At 45.1% G+C, this 15,788-nt stretch carries 16 protein-coding genes; 8 read left to right on the top strand and 8 right to left on the bottom strand.

Annotation, left to right across the window (positions count from 1 at the left end; genetic code table 11):
* Positions 1 to 3: 3 nt before the first annotated feature.
* Genes ACQQ6X_RS23825 through ACQQ6X_RS23815 form a run of 3 tightly spaced genes read right to left on the bottom strand, consistent with a single transcriptional unit; the run spans position 4 to position 1,891 of the window.
* On the bottom strand, positions 4 to 771 hold the full coding sequence (locus ACQQ6X_RS23825) for an ABC transporter permease subunit (protein ID WP_305167334.1): 768 nt from the start codon (positions 769 to 771) through the stop codon (positions 4 to 6).
* A complete protein-coding gene (locus tag ACQQ6X_RS23820) occupies positions 768 to 1,481 on the bottom strand; it encodes an ABC transporter ATP-binding protein (RefSeq protein ID WP_305167333.1) in 714 nt (237 codons plus the stop codon). The genes ACQQ6X_RS23825 and ACQQ6X_RS23820 overlap by 4 nt, the downstream gene beginning before the upstream one ends.
* The gene (locus ACQQ6X_RS23815; protein ID WP_305167332.1) at positions 1,478 to 1,891 is read right to left on the bottom strand and encodes a GntR family transcriptional regulator; all 414 of its coding nucleotides are present in this window, start codon (positions 1,889 to 1,891) and stop codon (positions 1,478 to 1,480) included. The genes ACQQ6X_RS23820 and ACQQ6X_RS23815 overlap by 4 nt, the downstream gene beginning before the upstream one ends.
* A 211-nt stretch (positions 1,892 to 2,102) precedes the next feature.
* Between ACQQ6X_RS23815 and ACQQ6X_RS23810 the strand changes: the two genes are divergently transcribed.
* Positions 2,103 to 2,681 (top strand): hypothetical protein, encoded by a 579-nt coding sequence (locus ACQQ6X_RS23810; protein WP_305167331.1) that lies wholly within the window; start codon positions 2,103 to 2,105, stop codon positions 2,679 to 2,681.
* 261 nt (positions 2,682 to 2,942) lie between these two features.
* Positions 2,943 to 3,488, top strand: a complete 546-nt coding sequence (locus ACQQ6X_RS23805) for a GNAT family N-acetyltransferase (protein ID WP_305167330.1) — start codon at positions 2,943 to 2,945, stop codon at positions 3,486 to 3,488.
* A 49-nt stretch (positions 3,489 to 3,537) separates the two neighbouring features.
* Here the strand turns inward: ACQQ6X_RS23805 and ACQQ6X_RS23800 are convergent, their stop codons facing one another.
* Positions 3,538 to 3,870: a hypothetical protein gene (locus ACQQ6X_RS23800; RefSeq protein WP_149035092.1), complete on the bottom strand. Its 333-nt coding sequence runs from the start codon at positions 3,868 to 3,870 to the stop codon at positions 3,538 to 3,540.
* 184 nt (positions 3,871 to 4,054) lie between these two features.
* Here ACQQ6X_RS23800 and ACQQ6X_RS23795 point away from each other — a divergent pair, with 184 nt between their 5' ends.
* Complete coding sequence (locus ACQQ6X_RS23795) at positions 4,055 to 4,879, top strand: alpha/beta fold hydrolase (RefSeq protein ID WP_305167329.1); 825 nt, start codon at positions 4,055 to 4,057, stop codon at positions 4,877 to 4,879.
* Between the two features lie 82 nt (positions 4,880 to 4,961).
* Here the strand turns inward: ACQQ6X_RS23795 and ACQQ6X_RS23790 are convergent, their stop codons facing one another.
* The 3 genes from ACQQ6X_RS23790 to ACQQ6X_RS23780 all read right to left on the bottom strand — a co-directional run bounded on the left by ACQQ6X_RS23790 (position 4,962) and on the right by ACQQ6X_RS23780 (position 8,327).
* Positions 4,962 to 5,177, bottom strand: a complete 216-nt coding sequence (locus ACQQ6X_RS23790; RefSeq protein ID WP_063206886.1) for a cold-shock protein — start codon at positions 5,175 to 5,177, stop codon at positions 4,962 to 4,964.
* A gap of 131 nt (positions 5,178 to 5,308) precedes the next feature.
* Positions 5,309 to 5,509 carry a cold-shock protein gene (locus ACQQ6X_RS23785; protein ID WP_007428290.1) on the bottom strand — a complete coding sequence of 67 codons (201 nt, stop codon included), beginning with the start codon at positions 5,507 to 5,509 and terminating at the stop codon, positions 5,309 to 5,311.
* Between the two features lie 382 nt (positions 5,510 to 5,891).
* The gene (locus tag ACQQ6X_RS23780; protein ID WP_305167328.1) at positions 5,892 to 8,327 is read right to left on the bottom strand and encodes a LamG-like jellyroll fold domain-containing protein; all 2,436 of its coding nucleotides are present in this window, start codon (positions 8,325 to 8,327) and stop codon (positions 5,892 to 5,894) included.
* Positions 8,328 to 8,757: 430 nt separating this feature from the next.
* Here ACQQ6X_RS23780 and ACQQ6X_RS23775 point away from each other — a divergent pair, with 430 nt between their 5' ends.
* The 5 genes from ACQQ6X_RS23775 to ACQQ6X_RS23755 all read left to right on the top strand — a co-directional run bounded on the left by ACQQ6X_RS23775 (position 8,758) and on the right by ACQQ6X_RS23755 (position 14,195).
* Positions 8,758 to 9,102 carry a DUF805 domain-containing protein gene (locus ACQQ6X_RS23775; RefSeq protein WP_305167327.1) on the top strand — a complete coding sequence of 115 codons (345 nt, stop codon included), beginning with the start codon at positions 8,758 to 8,760 and terminating at the stop codon, positions 9,100 to 9,102.
* A gap of 150 nt (positions 9,103 to 9,252) precedes the next feature.
* A complete protein-coding gene (locus ACQQ6X_RS23770) occupies positions 9,253 to 10,848 on the top strand; it encodes a spore germination protein (RefSeq protein ID WP_305167326.1) in 1,596 nt (531 codons plus the stop codon).
* A 35-nt stretch (positions 10,849 to 10,883) separates the two neighbouring features.
* Positions 10,884 to 12,089 (top strand): Ger(x)C family spore germination protein, encoded by a 1,206-nt coding sequence (locus ACQQ6X_RS23765; RefSeq protein ID WP_305167325.1) that lies wholly within the window; start codon positions 10,884 to 10,886, stop codon positions 12,087 to 12,089.
* A 340-nt stretch (positions 12,090 to 12,429) separates the two neighbouring features.
* Positions 12,430 to 13,551 carry a GerAB/ArcD/ProY family transporter gene (locus tag ACQQ6X_RS23760; protein ID WP_305167324.1) on the top strand — a complete coding sequence of 374 codons (1,122 nt, stop codon included), beginning with the start codon at positions 12,430 to 12,432 and terminating at the stop codon, positions 13,549 to 13,551.
* A 242-nt stretch (positions 13,552 to 13,793) separates the two neighbouring features.
* Positions 13,794 to 14,195: a hypothetical protein gene (locus ACQQ6X_RS23755; protein WP_305167323.1), complete on the top strand. Its 402-nt coding sequence runs from the start codon at positions 13,794 to 13,796 to the stop codon at positions 14,193 to 14,195.
* A gap of 74 nt (positions 14,196 to 14,269) precedes the next feature.
* Here ACQQ6X_RS23755 and pyk read toward each other — a convergent pair whose 3' ends face one another.
* On the bottom strand, positions 14,270 to 15,685 hold the full coding sequence (pyk, locus tag ACQQ6X_RS23750) for a pyruvate kinase (RefSeq protein ID WP_305167322.1): 1,416 nt from the start codon (positions 15,683 to 15,685) through the stop codon (positions 14,270 to 14,272).
* Between the last annotated feature and the right edge of the window lie 103 nt (positions 15,686 to 15,788).

Genomic DNA, 15,788 nt, shown 5'->3' with positions numbered 1-15,788 from the left:
AAACTAAAGCGACAGCTTTTTCTCCAGTAAATAAGCATTCAGTCGAACTAAAACATATGCAACAATCCAACTGATCAACACTGCGACCGGGAAATGCCAAGTAAAGGGAAACCAATGTCCGTTTTGGACACGATCAAACTGCTCATAAATCCGCCAATCGCCTGACCAATAGAAAATACTCCCTCCACCCATCAAAAGAATCCACAGGATCGGGCTAAGCGGCCGCAAAGTGCTGTATTTAGTGCTGGCCGTTAGCAGACCCACCGCAATAACCAACGGAGTAAAGCCGATAATCATCACAAACCAGTTCAAGCCGGCTAGCATAAAAGACGCTGCATCCGCAAACGTATAAGCCTGTATGGTCGATGAGATAAACAGCGCGTATAGAGAACCTACCACAAACAGGATCAATATCACGACAATGGTTTGTAAAATAGCAGCAATCCATTTGGCGCTAATCAACCACATACGCGGATAAGGAAGGGTCAGCCACCAGCCGTAGGTATCATTTTCCCATTCTCTTCTGAGTGTTCCTACACCCATAAAAACGATCATGTACGGCAGGCCCAGGGTGACATACCACAGCCTTGTCAATTCGAGTTGGTTGTGAAGCGCAAAATACAAGGAAATCGTGAACGCCGCAATTAGAAAAAATGAGAAATATACAAGCCTCCACGATCTGGGCAGTCGATTGCTACTTTGCTTTCTCCAGCTTCCTTTATTTCGAAATTCATGGCGTATCAAATCTTTGAACAACCCGGATGAGTTCACGCCTTCCACTCCTTTTTGTACAAATTGCGGAACACCTGATTCAGCGAGCCATGTTCTGCACGCAGATCATCTGAATCACCGGACCATATCACTCGCCCGCGGTCCATCATAACCGTGTAATCAAACAAGCCTTCCACTTCCTGAATATCATGTGTGCTAATGAGTATAGATTGTTGCCGATCCTCCAAATAATCAATAATCCCTGCTATGATCGCTTCTCTAGAGAGAACATCAATGCCTACAAAAGGTTCATCCAGGATCATAAGCGGTACTTCTCGTGCCAGACACAGAATCAACAGCACACGTGCCTCCTGTCCGCGGCTCAATCCGGCCATCTTCAGCCCCAATTCCACGTCCATATGTTCAGCTAGTTTATAGGCATCCTTAATATTGAAGCCAGGCAAAAAGGATTTCCCCCATTCCAGCGTCTGCTGAACTGTATGGTTGGGATACCAGCGCGCCCGGTCAGGAAGATAGGATATGCTCCGGTTGGTTTCCCAGCCAGGCTGCTGGCCCAGTACTTGGAGCTCGCCCCCGTCCAGCTGAATTAACCCCGTAATGGCTCGGAAGAAGCTGGACTTCCCGCAGCCATTGGGCCCTAACACGCCCACAATACGTCCTGCCGGAATGACGACATCCAGTTGGTCCAATGCTTTTTTACTGCCATATTGCTTCGTTAGCTGCTTTGCAGTTACCACAGACTCTGTCATACCTTTTTGCCTCCTTTCTCGTGATCTTCGTCCTGTCGGCTTTCTATATAATGCTGTACATCTTCCCAGGATAATCCCAGGCTGCTCATCTGTCCGAGAAACTGGTCGATATACGTCATAGCCAATTGTTCGCGAAAGCTGGCAATCCGTTCACTGGACGAAGTTACATAAGTGCCCAAGCCGCGTCGCTTCTCAGTGAGTCCGTCCCGTTCCAGTTCCTGATATGCCCGCATCACAGTATTCGGATTCATACGCAATTCCTGCGCCAGATCACGTACAGATGGCATTTTGCTTCCCATTTCGATCTCTCCTTTAGCAATGGAGCTTCTTACTTGATTTAGTATTTGTTCATATAATGGCTGGCTAAAGTCAATTAAAAATCGGAACGAGCCAACCTGTTGTTCTTCCATGGGTGCTTCCCCCTAATCGGCTGTTTCTATCGTGCCTGTAGTGTATTATATCACTTAATACACATAATACAAGTGCAATTCGTTAACATGCTAGTCCTGCCAGCCAAATTTCATTCAGTAAATGCTCAGCTTGCGCTCAGATAGCATTCAAGTTCATCCCTTATGATGTATCACGTACCAAACAAACCAAAATGAAAGGTGGAAAATGAAGATGAAAAGCACCAGGAAAGCAATTTTAGCTGGAACGATGGCGTTGGCATTTTTAGGAGGCGGAGCGCTATACTCCACAGACGCAGCCCATGCTGCTTCAACTACACCTGAGAAGGCTCCCGCAGCAAACAAAGAACAGGCACCTAAGGGTAACCCCGGCGATGCTAATGGTCCACAAATGGCAGGAGGAAATTATGCTGAGAATAAAGCTCTCCTGAAGCTATTGAAATTGTCCTCCAGTCAGTTGAATACACAGTTGAAAGCTGGTAAGTCTCTTGCTACGATCGCCAAAGCACAAGGTGTGAGTGTAAACTCCGTGATTGATGTGATGGTTTCGGATATGAAATCGAAGCTCGCTACGGAAAAACAAAACGGCAAGATTACCGCAAGCGAATATAACCAACGTATTTCCAACCTGGAGCAAATGATTACCGATATGGTGAATGGCGTTAAGCCTTCCAAGCCACCAGTAGACGGAGGGAAAGCAGATCCAGGTAAAGCTCCTGCTAATGCTAAAGCAGATACGGCCAAGGCTCCTGCCAAAACCAATGCCACGAAAACCTCTGCTAAGCAGAAATAGCTACAGCCTCTGTGTCTTCCAAAAGCTGTAGCCTGATAAGTCACACTCATAAGAACCATTTGTTCATCTGTACAGCCACTCCATCATAATAAATCTCCATCCGGCTTCCCTGTACGGATTGAGAAATCAATAAGCTTGTCCTCTGCTGCGATACACAGCAGAGGACAAGCTTATTTTTCATGCTCTTTATACAACATGTGGTAAACTGGCATAGTCAGAGGACCCATTTTTTCATCCTGATTCAGGTAAAAGGAGTATGTAATGAAAATAAATAAACAGGAATTTGATGTACAAGGAGTACGCTATACCATCAGATCGGCTATGGTTCAAGATGCAATGAATATGTCTGAAATCCGCTTACGGATTGATGGAGAGACTGAAAATTTAGACAGAGAGAAGGGGGAAGCATTCATAAGTACAACCGGTTTTGAACAGCTTATTCAAGCCGATACAGAGAATGACAAAAATCTATTTTTAGTTGCGGTCGTTCATGATAAGGTCGTTGCATTCTCAAGATGCGAGGGCCATGTGCTGCGCAGATTTGCTCATAAAGTCGAATTCGGTGTTTGTGTACAAAAGGACTATTGGGGTTATGGGATTGGGACGAACCTTTTAAAAGAATCTATTTCCTGGGCAGACTCCAACGGCATCCGTAAAATGACACTACAAGTTTTAGAAACCAACAATAAAGCTATTGCGCTTTATCAAAAGCATGGATTCGAAATCGAAGGGGTGTTAAAAAACGACAAGATTCTCTCAGATGGCCAATACTATAACACCGTAATCATGGGAAGAATTCATAACTAAAAAAGATCCTGTCCACAGGATCTTTCATCATTTCAGTGCGATATTTACCCTAGTAGCGATAATCATCGTAGGGGTTGCGATTGCGATACTGGTCCCGCGGCTGTTGGGCTGCGGTAATCATCAAAAATATGCCTGAAATCAAGTGCATTAACCAGCCCACAAATGGAATCCACCCAATAACTGAGGTTACAATCCCTAAAATGGATCCATAATACGCCTCTTTATTAGTCACCGATAGCACCAACGTTACAATGTGAAAAATCAACATAAAGAACAATACAGTATACGCAGAATTTACGACGAGCAGCCCGCCCAAAATGGGAATAGCAAAAAATAGCTCCAATCCGCCTGTAATCCATTTTAATGTTTTTGATGGTGTCATTGTTCCACTCTCCCAATGCTGTTTCATTCCATAAGTATATCCTATCCCTATGCAGGAGGAAATACATATTTTACCAGTTATATGCTTCCATAGCGACGATTTCCCCCTCTTTCGAATGAGCTAAGCCCTGGCTACATATATGTGAGAGAGAACGAATTTCGTAATTTTTAAAGGGAGGAGCATTATGGGATATTATATTGAAGTGGAACGTGGCGTTAAGCTGTATGTAGAAGATATAGGAGCAGGCATCCCTGTTCTGATGGTGCATGGTTGGCCGCTGGATCATCGAATGTACGAATACCAGGTTGCCTTGTTGCCCGCTTACGGATACCGCTGCATTCAGGTTGATCTCCGAGGATTCGGGAAATCTGATCGACCCTGGCATGGATACAATTATGATCGACTGGCAGACGATCTCCTGGCAGTTATACAGACTCTTCAATTATGCCATGTACGGCTGATCGGATTTTCCATGGGAGGAGCTATTGTCACGCGCTACATGAGCAGACACCGGGGATGGGGTGTTGATCAGCTGATTTTGATCGGAGCCGCCACGCCTCGATTCACCCCAACCAACAACTTTCCTTACGGTACTCCTGTTGCTGAGGTAGATCAACTCATCAAACAAGCCTATACAGATCGCCCCCAACTGGTAACATCCTTTGGCGAAATGTTGTTTGCCAATCCTGTCAGCCAGAGTTTACGTGACTGGCTGCGTGATCAGGGCTTTGCGTCTTCAGTTCGTAGTATGGCATGTACTTTGTATTCACTGCGCGACTCTGATTTACGATCTGATTTGCCATGTATACACGTGCCTACATGGATTCTACACGGTAAGCTGGATCGGGTCTGTCCTTTCCCCCTAGCGATCCAAACTCAACAAGGAATCGCCGGTTCCAGGCTTATTCCTTTCGAACGAAGTGGTCACGGTGTATTCTATGAGGCGCTACCTGAATTTAATTCCATCTTACTGAGCATATTATCCCCATCCTCTATACAACACAATTGAAAGCCTATTCTTATAAAAACAAAAAAGACGCCTCAGCGCCGTTAGGGCTATGGGGCATCTTTCACTACAAACATGTATCCGCTTAGGATTGTTTGGTATGATTAAAGCTCGTATTATTTAAAACAGCCAGTTTTTTCTCGCCCTTCACCATGGCAGAACCGCAAATGGGGCATGTCGGCTCGACAGAAAAAGCGAAGTTATCCCGCATCCAGCCGTTGCATGTATCACTGGCGCAATTCCAGACAGTTGTCATTTCCTCAGGAATTTCATCCATTGGCTTTTTCCGTGAATTGTACATAAACATCCCTCTTTCTTCATGATTTATAAAGCGATAAGATGTAATCAGTTCAAAAACGGTCTTGTGAACAGATAAAAACAAATGCCCCAAACGCTATGTTCGGGGCATCTGAAGTAGGCTGTAATTTATAATTACAGTTTTACAACGTTCTCAGCTTGTGGTCCACGGTTTCCTTCAACTACGTTGAATTCTACGCGTTGGCCTTCGTCCAAAGATTTGAAACCTTCGCCTTGGATTGCGGAGAAGTGTACGAATACATCGCTTCCACCTTCAACTTCGATGAAACCGAAACCTTTTTCTGCGTTAAACCATTTAACTGTACCTGTTTGCATGGAATTACCTCCAAAATATATTTATATGACCTTTATTTTTTACAAATAAAAATTCACATATTGCACAAGGTTATTTCAACCTAAAACAATAACCCTCTACAATATGTGAATCTCAGGTCACAATTTCAATATACTCATATTACCATAAGTGTATTGAAAACGCAAGCACTGTTGAATTTAATTTATGTAGAGTGCTTAAGTCATCTATTGCTGTTTCAAACTTTTTTCATTAGAGAAGAGCGAGTCATTAACTCCTACTTAAAACATTATATCCGCAATTACTTCTTATTATACCAGTAATCAAAAAATAAATATACACAACTTGCGCAGGAGATGAACTTGTGTTGAAGAGTCCATCCCCTGCCTTTAATGCTCATTTTAATTACAAATCCGCCAGTGCTTTAATTTCCTCAGCTGTCAGCGCTTTGTTATATAACTGTACCTCATCCAGGCTGCCGTTAAAGTAGGCGTCAGCGACAAAGCGACTTTTACCGAGATAAGCCTCGCTCGTCAGCAGCTCATTTGGGTTAAAGGTGATACTGTCATTTACTGCTACTTCTTCACCATTCACATACAGCTTCCCTGTATTCCCCTCTAGTGTAACTGCTACATGCGTCCACTGGTTTAGAGGCAATGATGATTTGGCAAGCAAGCTTTGATCCGTACCTTCATGGATTGTAAACTGGAGCACACCACTTCCTTGGGAAGGGGTGAGGAACATATGGCGAGCCTGACCGTTGCCGAAGTCAAAAATCCGCTGCCAAGCTGCTCCGCCCTTCCAGTTTACCCAAGCAGAAAAGGTAAAGTCCTTTGCATCCGTTACCATATTGGGGAGCTGCACGTAGCCATCCTTGCCGTTTAGGACAAGAGCACCGCCAAGCTTCCCGTCTTTGTCCCATGTGGCACCCCCATAGGCCTTACCATCGAATTGATTGTATGTGCTGTCGACAACCGAAGTTCCTTGATCCTCACTCCACGAATAGCGTGCGAGCTCAGGACCCTGAGCCTGCTCGGGAACAATGGCTGTAAAGCTTTTCTTTGCTGTAGCTTTGTCTTTTTTAATAGTCGCTGTCAATGTAACTGCTGCAGGCTGGGAACCGACTTCTGGACGGTATACTTCACCTGTGACCGAAATAATCTCTGGACGGGAGGATTCCCACGAAATAGTAGTATCTTGCGCAGCCTGAGTAGGCAACGTGAGATTATACAAGACGTTGCTCGTGTCGCCGAGACTCAGGTCCTTCTGCACCGCAGTTACAATCTTGCTGGCCTTCAGGTCAGGCTTTAGCGATCCCCATACCGCAACACCCTTGGAAGACAATGCGGTAAAAGCAAGCGTTTTGGTTCCTGTGTCTGGATCACGGTGCCGGAGGAATACCCCTTTGAACTTCGTTCCATCTGCTGTAATCTCTAGCTGATTGTCTGCCCCTAGCTTCCATGTGCCGTTCACATCGCCAGACAATGTTCCACCGCGATCCAGGCTAACGGTCACGGCTTGCTTAATATTGGCCGATATTTCCTTCCCGTGATTTACATACGAGTATTGACCGATAACATCCTTCTCCGACAGTTTTTTCAGCGAATCCTCATCTCCTGAATAGCGATAAGGAGCAACTACAGGCCAACCGTCAGCGTTCATAAACATTTCATGTACCCGCACTTCAAACTGCTCACCTCTTCCCGGAAAACGGGAGTGGAAAATGACAAAATGCTTTTTCGTCTTAGGATCATAATAAGCCGAGTTGTGTCCGGGCGATACATAGCCTGTACCCACCCCTGTTCCTGGATCACCAATTTCTCTTGGAATCAAGTAATTACCTATTAACTTGACACCATATGGCTCAATGGAAGCGTCATCAAAAAGAGGTTTGTTAGGATCTGCCTTGACCTTGATCATGTCGTTGCCCTCAGCATCGTAGAACGGACCATCCGGTGTTTTGGACCGAGCCACACGCAAGTTGTATCCGCCATCCGCTGACAATCCGCCATAGGACAGGAACAGGTAATAATAGTCGGTTTGTGGACTGTATTGTATGTATGGCCCCTCCATACGAGCATGGTTACCGCCCGTCAGCTTCTTCCCGTAGCTCTGCCCAGGTAGAGGCTTCCCTGTTTTTTCATCCATCTGCATAATAAAAATGCCTCCGGAGTAGGAGCCGTATACCATCCACAGCTTGCCATTCTTATCATAGAAAGTGTCAGGGTCTACTGCATTGGGATGCTTGGTTGCATCATAGATCGTCCCATCTTCACTCGGTTGCCCCCACATGCCCGATTTCAGAAAAATCCCTTTATTCTTATAAGGGCCTTCAATTTTATCAGCAACCGCTAGGCCCATCGCTGAACGCGGGGAGTCGCCTTTACAAGCGTTATAGTACATATAGAACTTGCCATCCGCCAATTGAATGACATCCGCTGCCCACAGCGTGTCTGTCTGCGCCCAATCGAGCGCTTCCTTTAATTCCTCTTTGACGTTGGGAATCAATGCATTACCATTCGCCACGCCTGTCGCAATCGTATCCCAATTCATAAGGTCCTTGGACTTGGCAGCCGCCAGATGTGAGCCAAAAATATAAAACGCGTCCCCCACTTTGAGGATAGATGGATCATGTACAGAAGTCTCCTTGAAGGAAACGGCCTTTTTACTTTGAATTGAAAGGTTCCCCAGATCTTGAGCTTGAAGGGAAGTTTGCCCCACACTCTGAATTTCAGCTGTATCTAAATCGAGTGTTGGCTCGGCGCCTGCCAAAGAGGCAGGCAACAACAGCGCACCTGCAAGAGAAGCAGCCGTTACTTTACGAACAAATAAATGCTTCATAATTCAATCTCCTCTCGTATTAAACATTCCTGATAACATAAAACAACATGAAATAAGGCGGTCAGGATTGTGTTTATATTCACTTCTTCACACTTAAAATTTAATGCTGATCATCCTCCCTTTAAATTAAAGCGCTTTCAATTGATTGAAAAAATAAAACCTTCTTCTGTTAAGAAGGCCGATTTAAACCCGACGGTTCATCGTATCTTTATATTATTCAATGGGAATGGAAAATTCAATACGTAATTTTATATTTTTGTGAATTATTTATTTAATTATTAATCTTAACAAATGTATTGCTTTAATTCCTAGTTTAAAGTTATAATTTTACAAGTTAAATTCTATATGTTACCTGCCGATATATCTAAAAATAACTGTTTTGTGATTAACGGAATACAAATATTTACACTTTAAGAGGAGGTGAAAATATATGCAATGGTATTTAAATGGATTAAAAAACTATGTAGGATTCCAAGGTAGAGCAAGACGTACAGAATACTGGATGTTTGTTCTATTTAGTGTAATTGCCAGTTTTATAATCGGTCTGATTGATGGTCTTTTGGGCTTGACTCCGATCTTGACGTACATTTATTCCTTGGCTGTCCTGCTGCCGTCTCTGGCTGTCATGGCCCGTAGACTGCATGACACAGGTAGAAGCGGATGGTGGATTCTAATCGGTCTTATTCCACTGGTAGGGACCATTATTTTGATTGTATTCTTCTGCCAAGACAGTCAGCCTAGCGACAATAAGTATGGGAAAAATCCTAAATTGTAATGGATGTAGTTGTCTAAAACCTCTTTCACTTTTTGTGAAGGAGGTTTTTTTCATATCCTCTTCGTCTCGAAATTCCAGCGATAAGTTTATCAGGAGACCCCGGCGTCCATACTGGATTAAAAAGTAGCCTCAAAGAGAGGGAGAACGTTCATGCGTTTTCGAAAAAGAACCCCCCTTAACAAATTTAGAAGGACACCCGTCCAGCAAAGCGAAGGGAAGTCCGAACATCATGGAGAACAGCTCGGTACAAATATCGGAGCCAATCTTCAGCAGATTAGACAAGCACTCGGCAACAGCACCGACATCGTTATCAGAGAAATTCGTATTGGCAAGGATGGTGATCAAGTCATCGCCATCATCTATACCGACGGTTTGGTGGACAAAAATATAGTCTCCGACTTCATTATGGAGTCGATGATGCTGGACAGCAGTTCGTCCAGACACGTGGAGGGAAGGATCCAAGCCTCCTCTAGTGTCATGCAAACTCTAAAAGATTACGCCCTGACGATCGGCAGCATCGAGGATATTACCGACTTTGAAGCCTTATATAAAGCGTTGTTGTCCGGGGATGCCATCATTTTGATTGATGGTGAAGCGCAGGGAATATCGGCTAGCGCACGAGGATGGAAGGATCGCGGGGTCACCGAGCCTGCCTCAGAAAATGTCGTTCGTGGACCCCGGGAAGGGTTTTCCGAGACACTGCGTACGAACACAGCCTTGATTCGACGTAAGATTAAAGACCCCAACCTATGGCTGGAGACCAAACAAATCGGTCGTGTAACCCAAACCGATGTTGCTGTCATGTATATAAAGGGGATTGTGAACCCTAAATTGGTCGAGGAAGTACATGAACGATTGAATCGCATTGATGTAGACGGCATTCTCGAAAGCGGGTATATCGAGGAATTAATCCAAGACAAAACGTTCACCCCCTTTCCGACAGTGTACAACTCGGAACGCCCAGACGTCATCGCCGCCGAGCTGTTGGAGGGGAAAATCGCGATTCTGGTGGATGGAACTCCTTTTGTGCTTGTCGTGCCTGCATTATTCGTATCCTTCCTGCATGCGGCGGAGGACTATTATCAGCGTGCAGACATTAGCAGCTTCATCCGGGTTCTTCGTTATGCCGGAGTATTCATCTCCCTGCTTGGTCCGTCCTTATATGTTGCCATCACTACGTTTCATCAGGAAATGCTGCCGACTTCACTACTAATCGGCTTAGCGGCACAGCGGGAAGCTGTCCCCTTCCCCGCCTTTATCGAAGCACTCATGATGGAACTGACCTTTGAAATCTTGCGGGAAGCTGGCGTTCGCATGCCCAAATACATCGGGGCAGCCGTCTCGATCGTAGGCACACTCGTCATTGGACAAGCTGCTGTCGAGGCGGGCATCATCTCTGCGGCAATGGTTATTGTCGTATCGATTACCGCCATTTCCAGCTTTGTTCTGCCTGCCTATAATATGTCCATCGCTTTTCGTATGCTGCGGTTCCCTTTGATGGGACTTGCCGCTTCCTTTGGGCTGTTCGGAATTATCGTCGGAGGCATTGCCCTGATCCTGCATATGTGCAGCCTTCGTTCGTTCGGCGTTCCCTATATGACTCCTTTTGCACCTCTGATCCCGTCAGACACCAAAGATACCATCTTTCGGGTCCCTCACTGGATGATGATTTCACGTCCCCGGTTAGTGGAGCAGAAGAATGTCAATCGACGAAACAGCACCCCGCCCCGTAAATCTCGGGAATAGAAGAAAAGTAAAGCGTCGGAAAGGAGTGGATCATCATGAAACGGAAAGGGGCGTTTCTGTTCTTGATTCTTACACTCGTTTTGCTTTTGACAGGCTGCTGGAATCGCAGGGAGTTGAATGAGCTTGCCATCGCCGTGGGTATGGGAATTGATAAACAAGGGGATCAATTCCGGGTTTCTATCCAAGTGGTTGACCCTGGAAATGCATCCTCCAAAAAGGGAACCAGCGGTGGAGCTCCAGCCACCTTGTATACAGAGGAAGCGGATACCATATTTGAAGCGATTCGAAAAATAACAACCATTAGCCCCCGGAGAATGTATTTTTCGCACCTGCGCATATGTGTGATCGGGGAGTCGTTAGCTGAAGAAGGCATGGCAAAATCTTTAGATTTACTCTCCAGGTACCATCAGTTCCGCACTGATTTTTATATTGTCGTGTCCAAGGGCACTAGTGCAGAGGATACATTGAAAATTATGACACCTTTAAATCCGATTCCTGCCATTGATCTGTTCTCCTCCCTGGAAACCTCACAAAAAAACTGGTCACCCAGTACGACGGTAACCCTGGATGAATTGATTGAAGCTGTCACCAGTGAAGGCAAACAGCCTGTGTTGACTGGACTCCGGATTATTGGCGATAAAGAAATGGGAGAAACCAGCAGCAATGTGAAAAAAATTGCCCCGTTCAGTCGTTTACAGTATTCAGGACTTGCCGTATTTAAAAAAGATCGACTAATCGGATGGTTAGATGAAACTGAAAGTAGGGGGTATAATTTCATCCTTGGCAAAGTGCACAGCTCTGTCGGCTACGTCGCTTGCCCCAGAGGCGGCAAAATCGTCTCAGAAATCATTCGCACCCAAACCACTGTAAAAGGAAGCGCTTATAGGGGAGAGCCTCAGATCCATATTAAAATGCTGGTTGAGGCCAACGTGGGGGAGGTCGAATGTCCTGATCTGGATCTGACCAAGGTAGGAACGATTTATGACATCGAAAAGCAGGAAGAAGAAAAAATAGAAAATATCATGAAGTCAGCCGTGAGAAAAGCTCAAAAATCGTACAAAACGGATATATTCGGATTCGGTGAAGCCATTCACCGCGCTGCCCCAAAGACTTGGAACACACTGAAAAAAAACTGGGATGAGCAACATTTCACAGAATTACCCGTAACGATCAAGGTCGTTTTCAAAATTCGGCGCTTGGGCACCATCGGTAGCTCCTTTATGAATGATATGAAAGAGTAAGTTCCTAGTCAGATGCCCGGGGGCCTGGCTTCTTATCGCTTTTCACCCCACAAAAGAAGGTGTTTTCCAAAATGCTATCTCAAATTGTAAAAATCATCAGCATATTCCTCGTCGCTGCTGTAATTAGCTTGATTGAGGTCCCCGACATGTGGAAGAAGGGATATAAAAAGGAGCTTTGGTTATTTTTTACCCTTCTCTTGTTCGCTGTCGGAATGAGTTGTGTCAAGATATTACACTGGCTTATTCCTACCCCCTTGGATTGGATAGCAGCCATATATAGACCATTCAGCAATTTCCTGATTCATATGGGCTTAATAAAATAAGAGGAGGTGACAAACAAGTGCCCGCACAAATCAAAATATCAGCACGGCAAATCATGATAATGACTGCTTTATTTACGATCGGAAGTGCAATCCTCATCGTCCCTTCAGGCATGGCACTTGTAGCCAAACAAGATGCTTGGATTGCCGCGCTCGTCGGGGTCGGGGCAGGGCTTCTTATCTTGTATTTGTACAGCAAGCTTGCGGCACTTTATCCAGAGATGACCCTGGTTGAGATGATGGAAACCCTACTCGGAAAATGGTTAGGCAAAGCCGCAGGTATTCTGTTTTTCACCACGCTATTCATTAATGCCCCGGTACCGGTGTTATTTTATTTAGGGAATTTTATGACTACTCAAATGATACCAGAAACGCCAATTCTAGCGGTGAATATTCTTTTTGCGCTTATTATAGTATTCGCTACTCGATTGGGTCTCGAAGTCCTGGCTCGTTCAGCCGAACTGATGTTTCCTTTATTCACTCTGCTGTATATTTCTTTTGTGGGTTTAGTAGTATCCAACATTAAGCTGGAAAATGTCCAACCTGTATTGGAGGCAGGAGTAGGACCGATCTGGCCTGCTGCCCTGTCCTTTGTTAGCACAGTATTTATACCTCATATTGTCATGCTCATGATCTTCCCGTCTTCTATAAATCGCTCCAATCAAACCCGTAAAGCTTTTTTTATAGGAAGCCTCCTTGGCGGGTTGATATTGGTCGTAGTGGTTGCATTGGCAATTTTGGTATTTGGTCCTGACTTAACGGCAAGAAATATATATCCTAGCTATGCATTAGCCAAAAAAATTAGCATTGGCAACTTTCTACAGCGTATCGAAGCCATCATGGCTACGATGTGGTTTATTTCACTTTTTTTTAGAATCACACTGTATATGCACACTACAGTGACAGCAATAGCCCAAATCTTTTGTTTGAAAAGCGATCGGCAACTGGTGCTTCCTCTTGGGATGTTATTAGTCATCATGTCCATCATCGTGTATCCTAATGTCCCTTACCAACAAACCTATGATACAAAGACATGGATTCCCTATTCTCTATCCATCGGCTTGTTCTTTCCCTTATTGCTAATCTGTATTCATAAGATACGAACCATTTGGTCAAAGAAAAAAACAGAATCCCAAAGCTAAATCCCATCGTCTTTTTGTCATCTGTGAATTATTTTTGGCGTAACCTGTTTATAATCCTCTCTTTTAGTTTATTTTAAACGAGTATTAAGCTGGCGCTAAGATTGGGCGTGTATGATGTAATTAAGAATCTGGTTACTACATAAGCCGGATGGGCTAAAGGCGTAAACATTACTCCCGTTGGATATCCATATACCGCTCCACCTTGTCAGAATTTTAATGAAACACAAAGGAGACTTACAACTATGAATCGAAAACGAATGTTGGTCATCTGTACACTGTTGCTGGCATTATCTATTGGGCAGTCTTCCACTTGGGGAAGTCGGGCTAATGCTGCTGCACTGGCTCCAGAGAGAGCCCTTCAGGTACAGGACAATGAAGCTTCCAAGGATGATGATGATCTGTTACGAACACTGGGTATATCCTCGGATGAGCAACTATATGACGCGTTATATAACGGTCAAACCTTGGCTGATATTGCACAAGCTCATAATCAGGATGCTCAGGCTATCGTTGATTTGCAGGTAGCTCAGTTAACGGAGCAGTTGGATCAACGACTGGCCAATAACAGCATTACACCTGAGCAATACCAAGCCCATAAGGCAGAATTGACTCAGGTCGTAGCCAAAAGTGTATTCGGACTATAATCCTAAGGCACGACTGAATGTGAAAAAGGCGCTGAATCCATAGAGGATCAGCGCCTTTTCTGTATTGATTTGGCTTACACTTGATATACCCGGATCAGGTTAGTGGTGCCTGCCTCAGCGACAGGAACACCTGCCGACAGGACCACAGTATCGCCTTTATGGATATAGCCTGCATTGAGGGCGTTGCGGATAGAAGATTCAAACATTTCATCCGTTGTTGCTACTTTATCCCCTTTGATCGGAATTACACCGGACAACAGACAAATTTTAGCGAACACCGTATTATTCGGGGTAACCGCAATGATCGGTGCCTTCGGACGATATTTGGACACCATCCGTGCCGTGAATCCACTGGCCGTCGAGGTAATAATCGCTTTGGCATCCAGCTCCAGAGACGAGCTCACCGCACCCTGACTAATAACTTCGGTAATGTTGGTGCTTTGGCGTGCTCTGCGCTTATCGAACTGCTCCTGATAATCCAATTGCGATTCCGCTCTGGCAGCTACTGCAGCCATGGTCCGTACGGATTCAACAGGATATTTGCCTGCAGCAGATTCGCCGGACAGCATCACGACGTCAGCTCCTTGCATAACAGCATTGAACACGTCACTGACTTCGGCTCTCGTCGGACGCGGGTTCACTTGCATGGATTCGAGCATGTGAGTAGCGACGATAACGGGCTTGCCGACCAGATTACATTTGTCGATCATTTCTTTTTGCATCACCGGCACGTCTTGAATCGGCACTTCTACGCCCAGGTCGCCACGGGCTACCATAATACCGTCTGAAGCTTCGATGATGTCATCCAGGTTTTCCATACCTTCAGCATTTTCAATTTTGGAATAAATCTGTACATGCTCAGCCTGGTGTCCCTTCAAAATTTCACGGATTTCGCGGATGTCGTCGCCTTTACGCACAAAAGAAGCCGCAATCAGCTCAATGCGCTGCTCCACCCCAAATTGGATGTGCTTCACATCACGCTCCGTTACGCCTGGAAGAGTCGTATGAATCCCTGGCAGGTTCACACCTTTTCTTGGTTTCAAAATACCGCCACTTACGATATTACAAATCATTTCCGTTCCTTCGACGGAGGTTACAGTCAGGTCAACCAGACCGTCATCAATGAGAATACGATCACCTGGTTTGATGTCCTTCGGCATATCCGGATAATTCACCGAAATACGATGCTCGTCCCCTAAAATCTCTTCCGTGGTCAGAATGAGCTGGCTGCCTGGCTTCAGCAGCACAGATGCCTCTTTCAGCTTGCCAATCCGTATTTCCGGTCCTTTAATATCCATCATGACAGGGATACAGGTATTCATTTCCTTCGCAGCCTGCCTCACATTTTCAATACGTTTAACGTGATCCTCTAGCTCCCCGTGAGCCATGTTTAGGCGGGCTACCGTCATACCAGCCTGGATCATTTCTTTTAACAATTCAACGGAATCGCAGGCAGGTCCCATAGTACAAATAATTTTCGTTTTAAGCATAGTAATGTCATCCTCCTGAATGTCTTTACTGTATGGCTTCTTCTCCACTTTGCTTCTCTATCTACATTAAACTTATATAGTTCTATTCTACCTGTACCCGTTC

This window comes from Paenibacillus ottowii (assembly GCF_050516475.1).
GTDB classification, from domain to species: Bacteria; Bacillota; Bacilli; order Paenibacillales; family Paenibacillaceae; genus Paenibacillus; species Paenibacillus ottowii.
This window is presented reverse-complemented; position numbering and strand designations above follow the sequence as displayed.

Coding starts and splice junctions, on each gene's coding strand:
- ACQQ6X_RS23820 (WP_305167333.1), bottom strand. CDS start 1,481: ATGACAGAGTCTGTGGTAACTGCAAAGCAGCTAACGAAGCAATATGGC.
- ACQQ6X_RS23815 (WP_305167332.1), bottom strand. CDS start 1,891: ATGGAAGAACAACAGGTTGGCTCGTTCCGATTTTTAATTGACTTTAGC.
- ACQQ6X_RS23810 (WP_305167331.1), top strand. CDS start 2,103: ATGAAAAGCACCAGGAAAGCAATTTTAGCTGGAACGATGGCGTTGGCA.
- ACQQ6X_RS23805 (WP_305167330.1), top strand. CDS start 2,943: ATGAAAATAAATAAACAGGAATTTGATGTACAAGGAGTACGCTATACC.
- ACQQ6X_RS23800 (WP_149035092.1), bottom strand. CDS start 3,870: ATGACACCATCAAAAACATTAAAATGGATTACAGGCGGATTGGAGCTA.
- ACQQ6X_RS23795 (WP_305167329.1), top strand. CDS start 4,055: ATGGGATATTATATTGAAGTGGAACGTGGCGTTAAGCTGTATGTAGAA.
- ACQQ6X_RS23790 (WP_063206886.1), bottom strand. CDS start 5,177: ATGTACAATTCACGGAAAAAGCCAATGGATGAAATTCCTGAGGAAATG.
- ACQQ6X_RS23785 (WP_007428290.1), bottom strand. CDS start 5,509: ATGCAAACAGGTACAGTTAAATGGTTTAACGCAGAAAAAGGTTTCGGT.
- ACQQ6X_RS23780 (WP_305167328.1), bottom strand. CDS start 8,327: ATGAAGCATTTATTTGTTCGTAAAGTAACGGCTGCTTCTCTTGCAGGT.
- ACQQ6X_RS23775 (WP_305167327.1), top strand. CDS start 8,758: ATGCAATGGTATTTAAATGGATTAAAAAACTATGTAGGATTCCAAGGT.
- ACQQ6X_RS23770 (WP_305167326.1), top strand. CDS start 9,253: ATGCGTTTTCGAAAAAGAACCCCCCTTAACAAATTTAGAAGGACACCC.
- ACQQ6X_RS23765 (WP_305167325.1), top strand. CDS start 10,884: ATGAAACGGAAAGGGGCGTTTCTGTTCTTGATTCTTACACTCGTTTTG.
- ACQQ6X_RS23755 (WP_305167323.1), top strand. CDS start 13,794: ATGAATCGAAAACGAATGTTGGTCATCTGTACACTGTTGCTGGCATTA.
- pyk (WP_305167322.1), bottom strand. CDS start 15,685: ATGCTTAAAACGAAAATTATTTGTACTATGGGACCTGCCTGCGATTCC.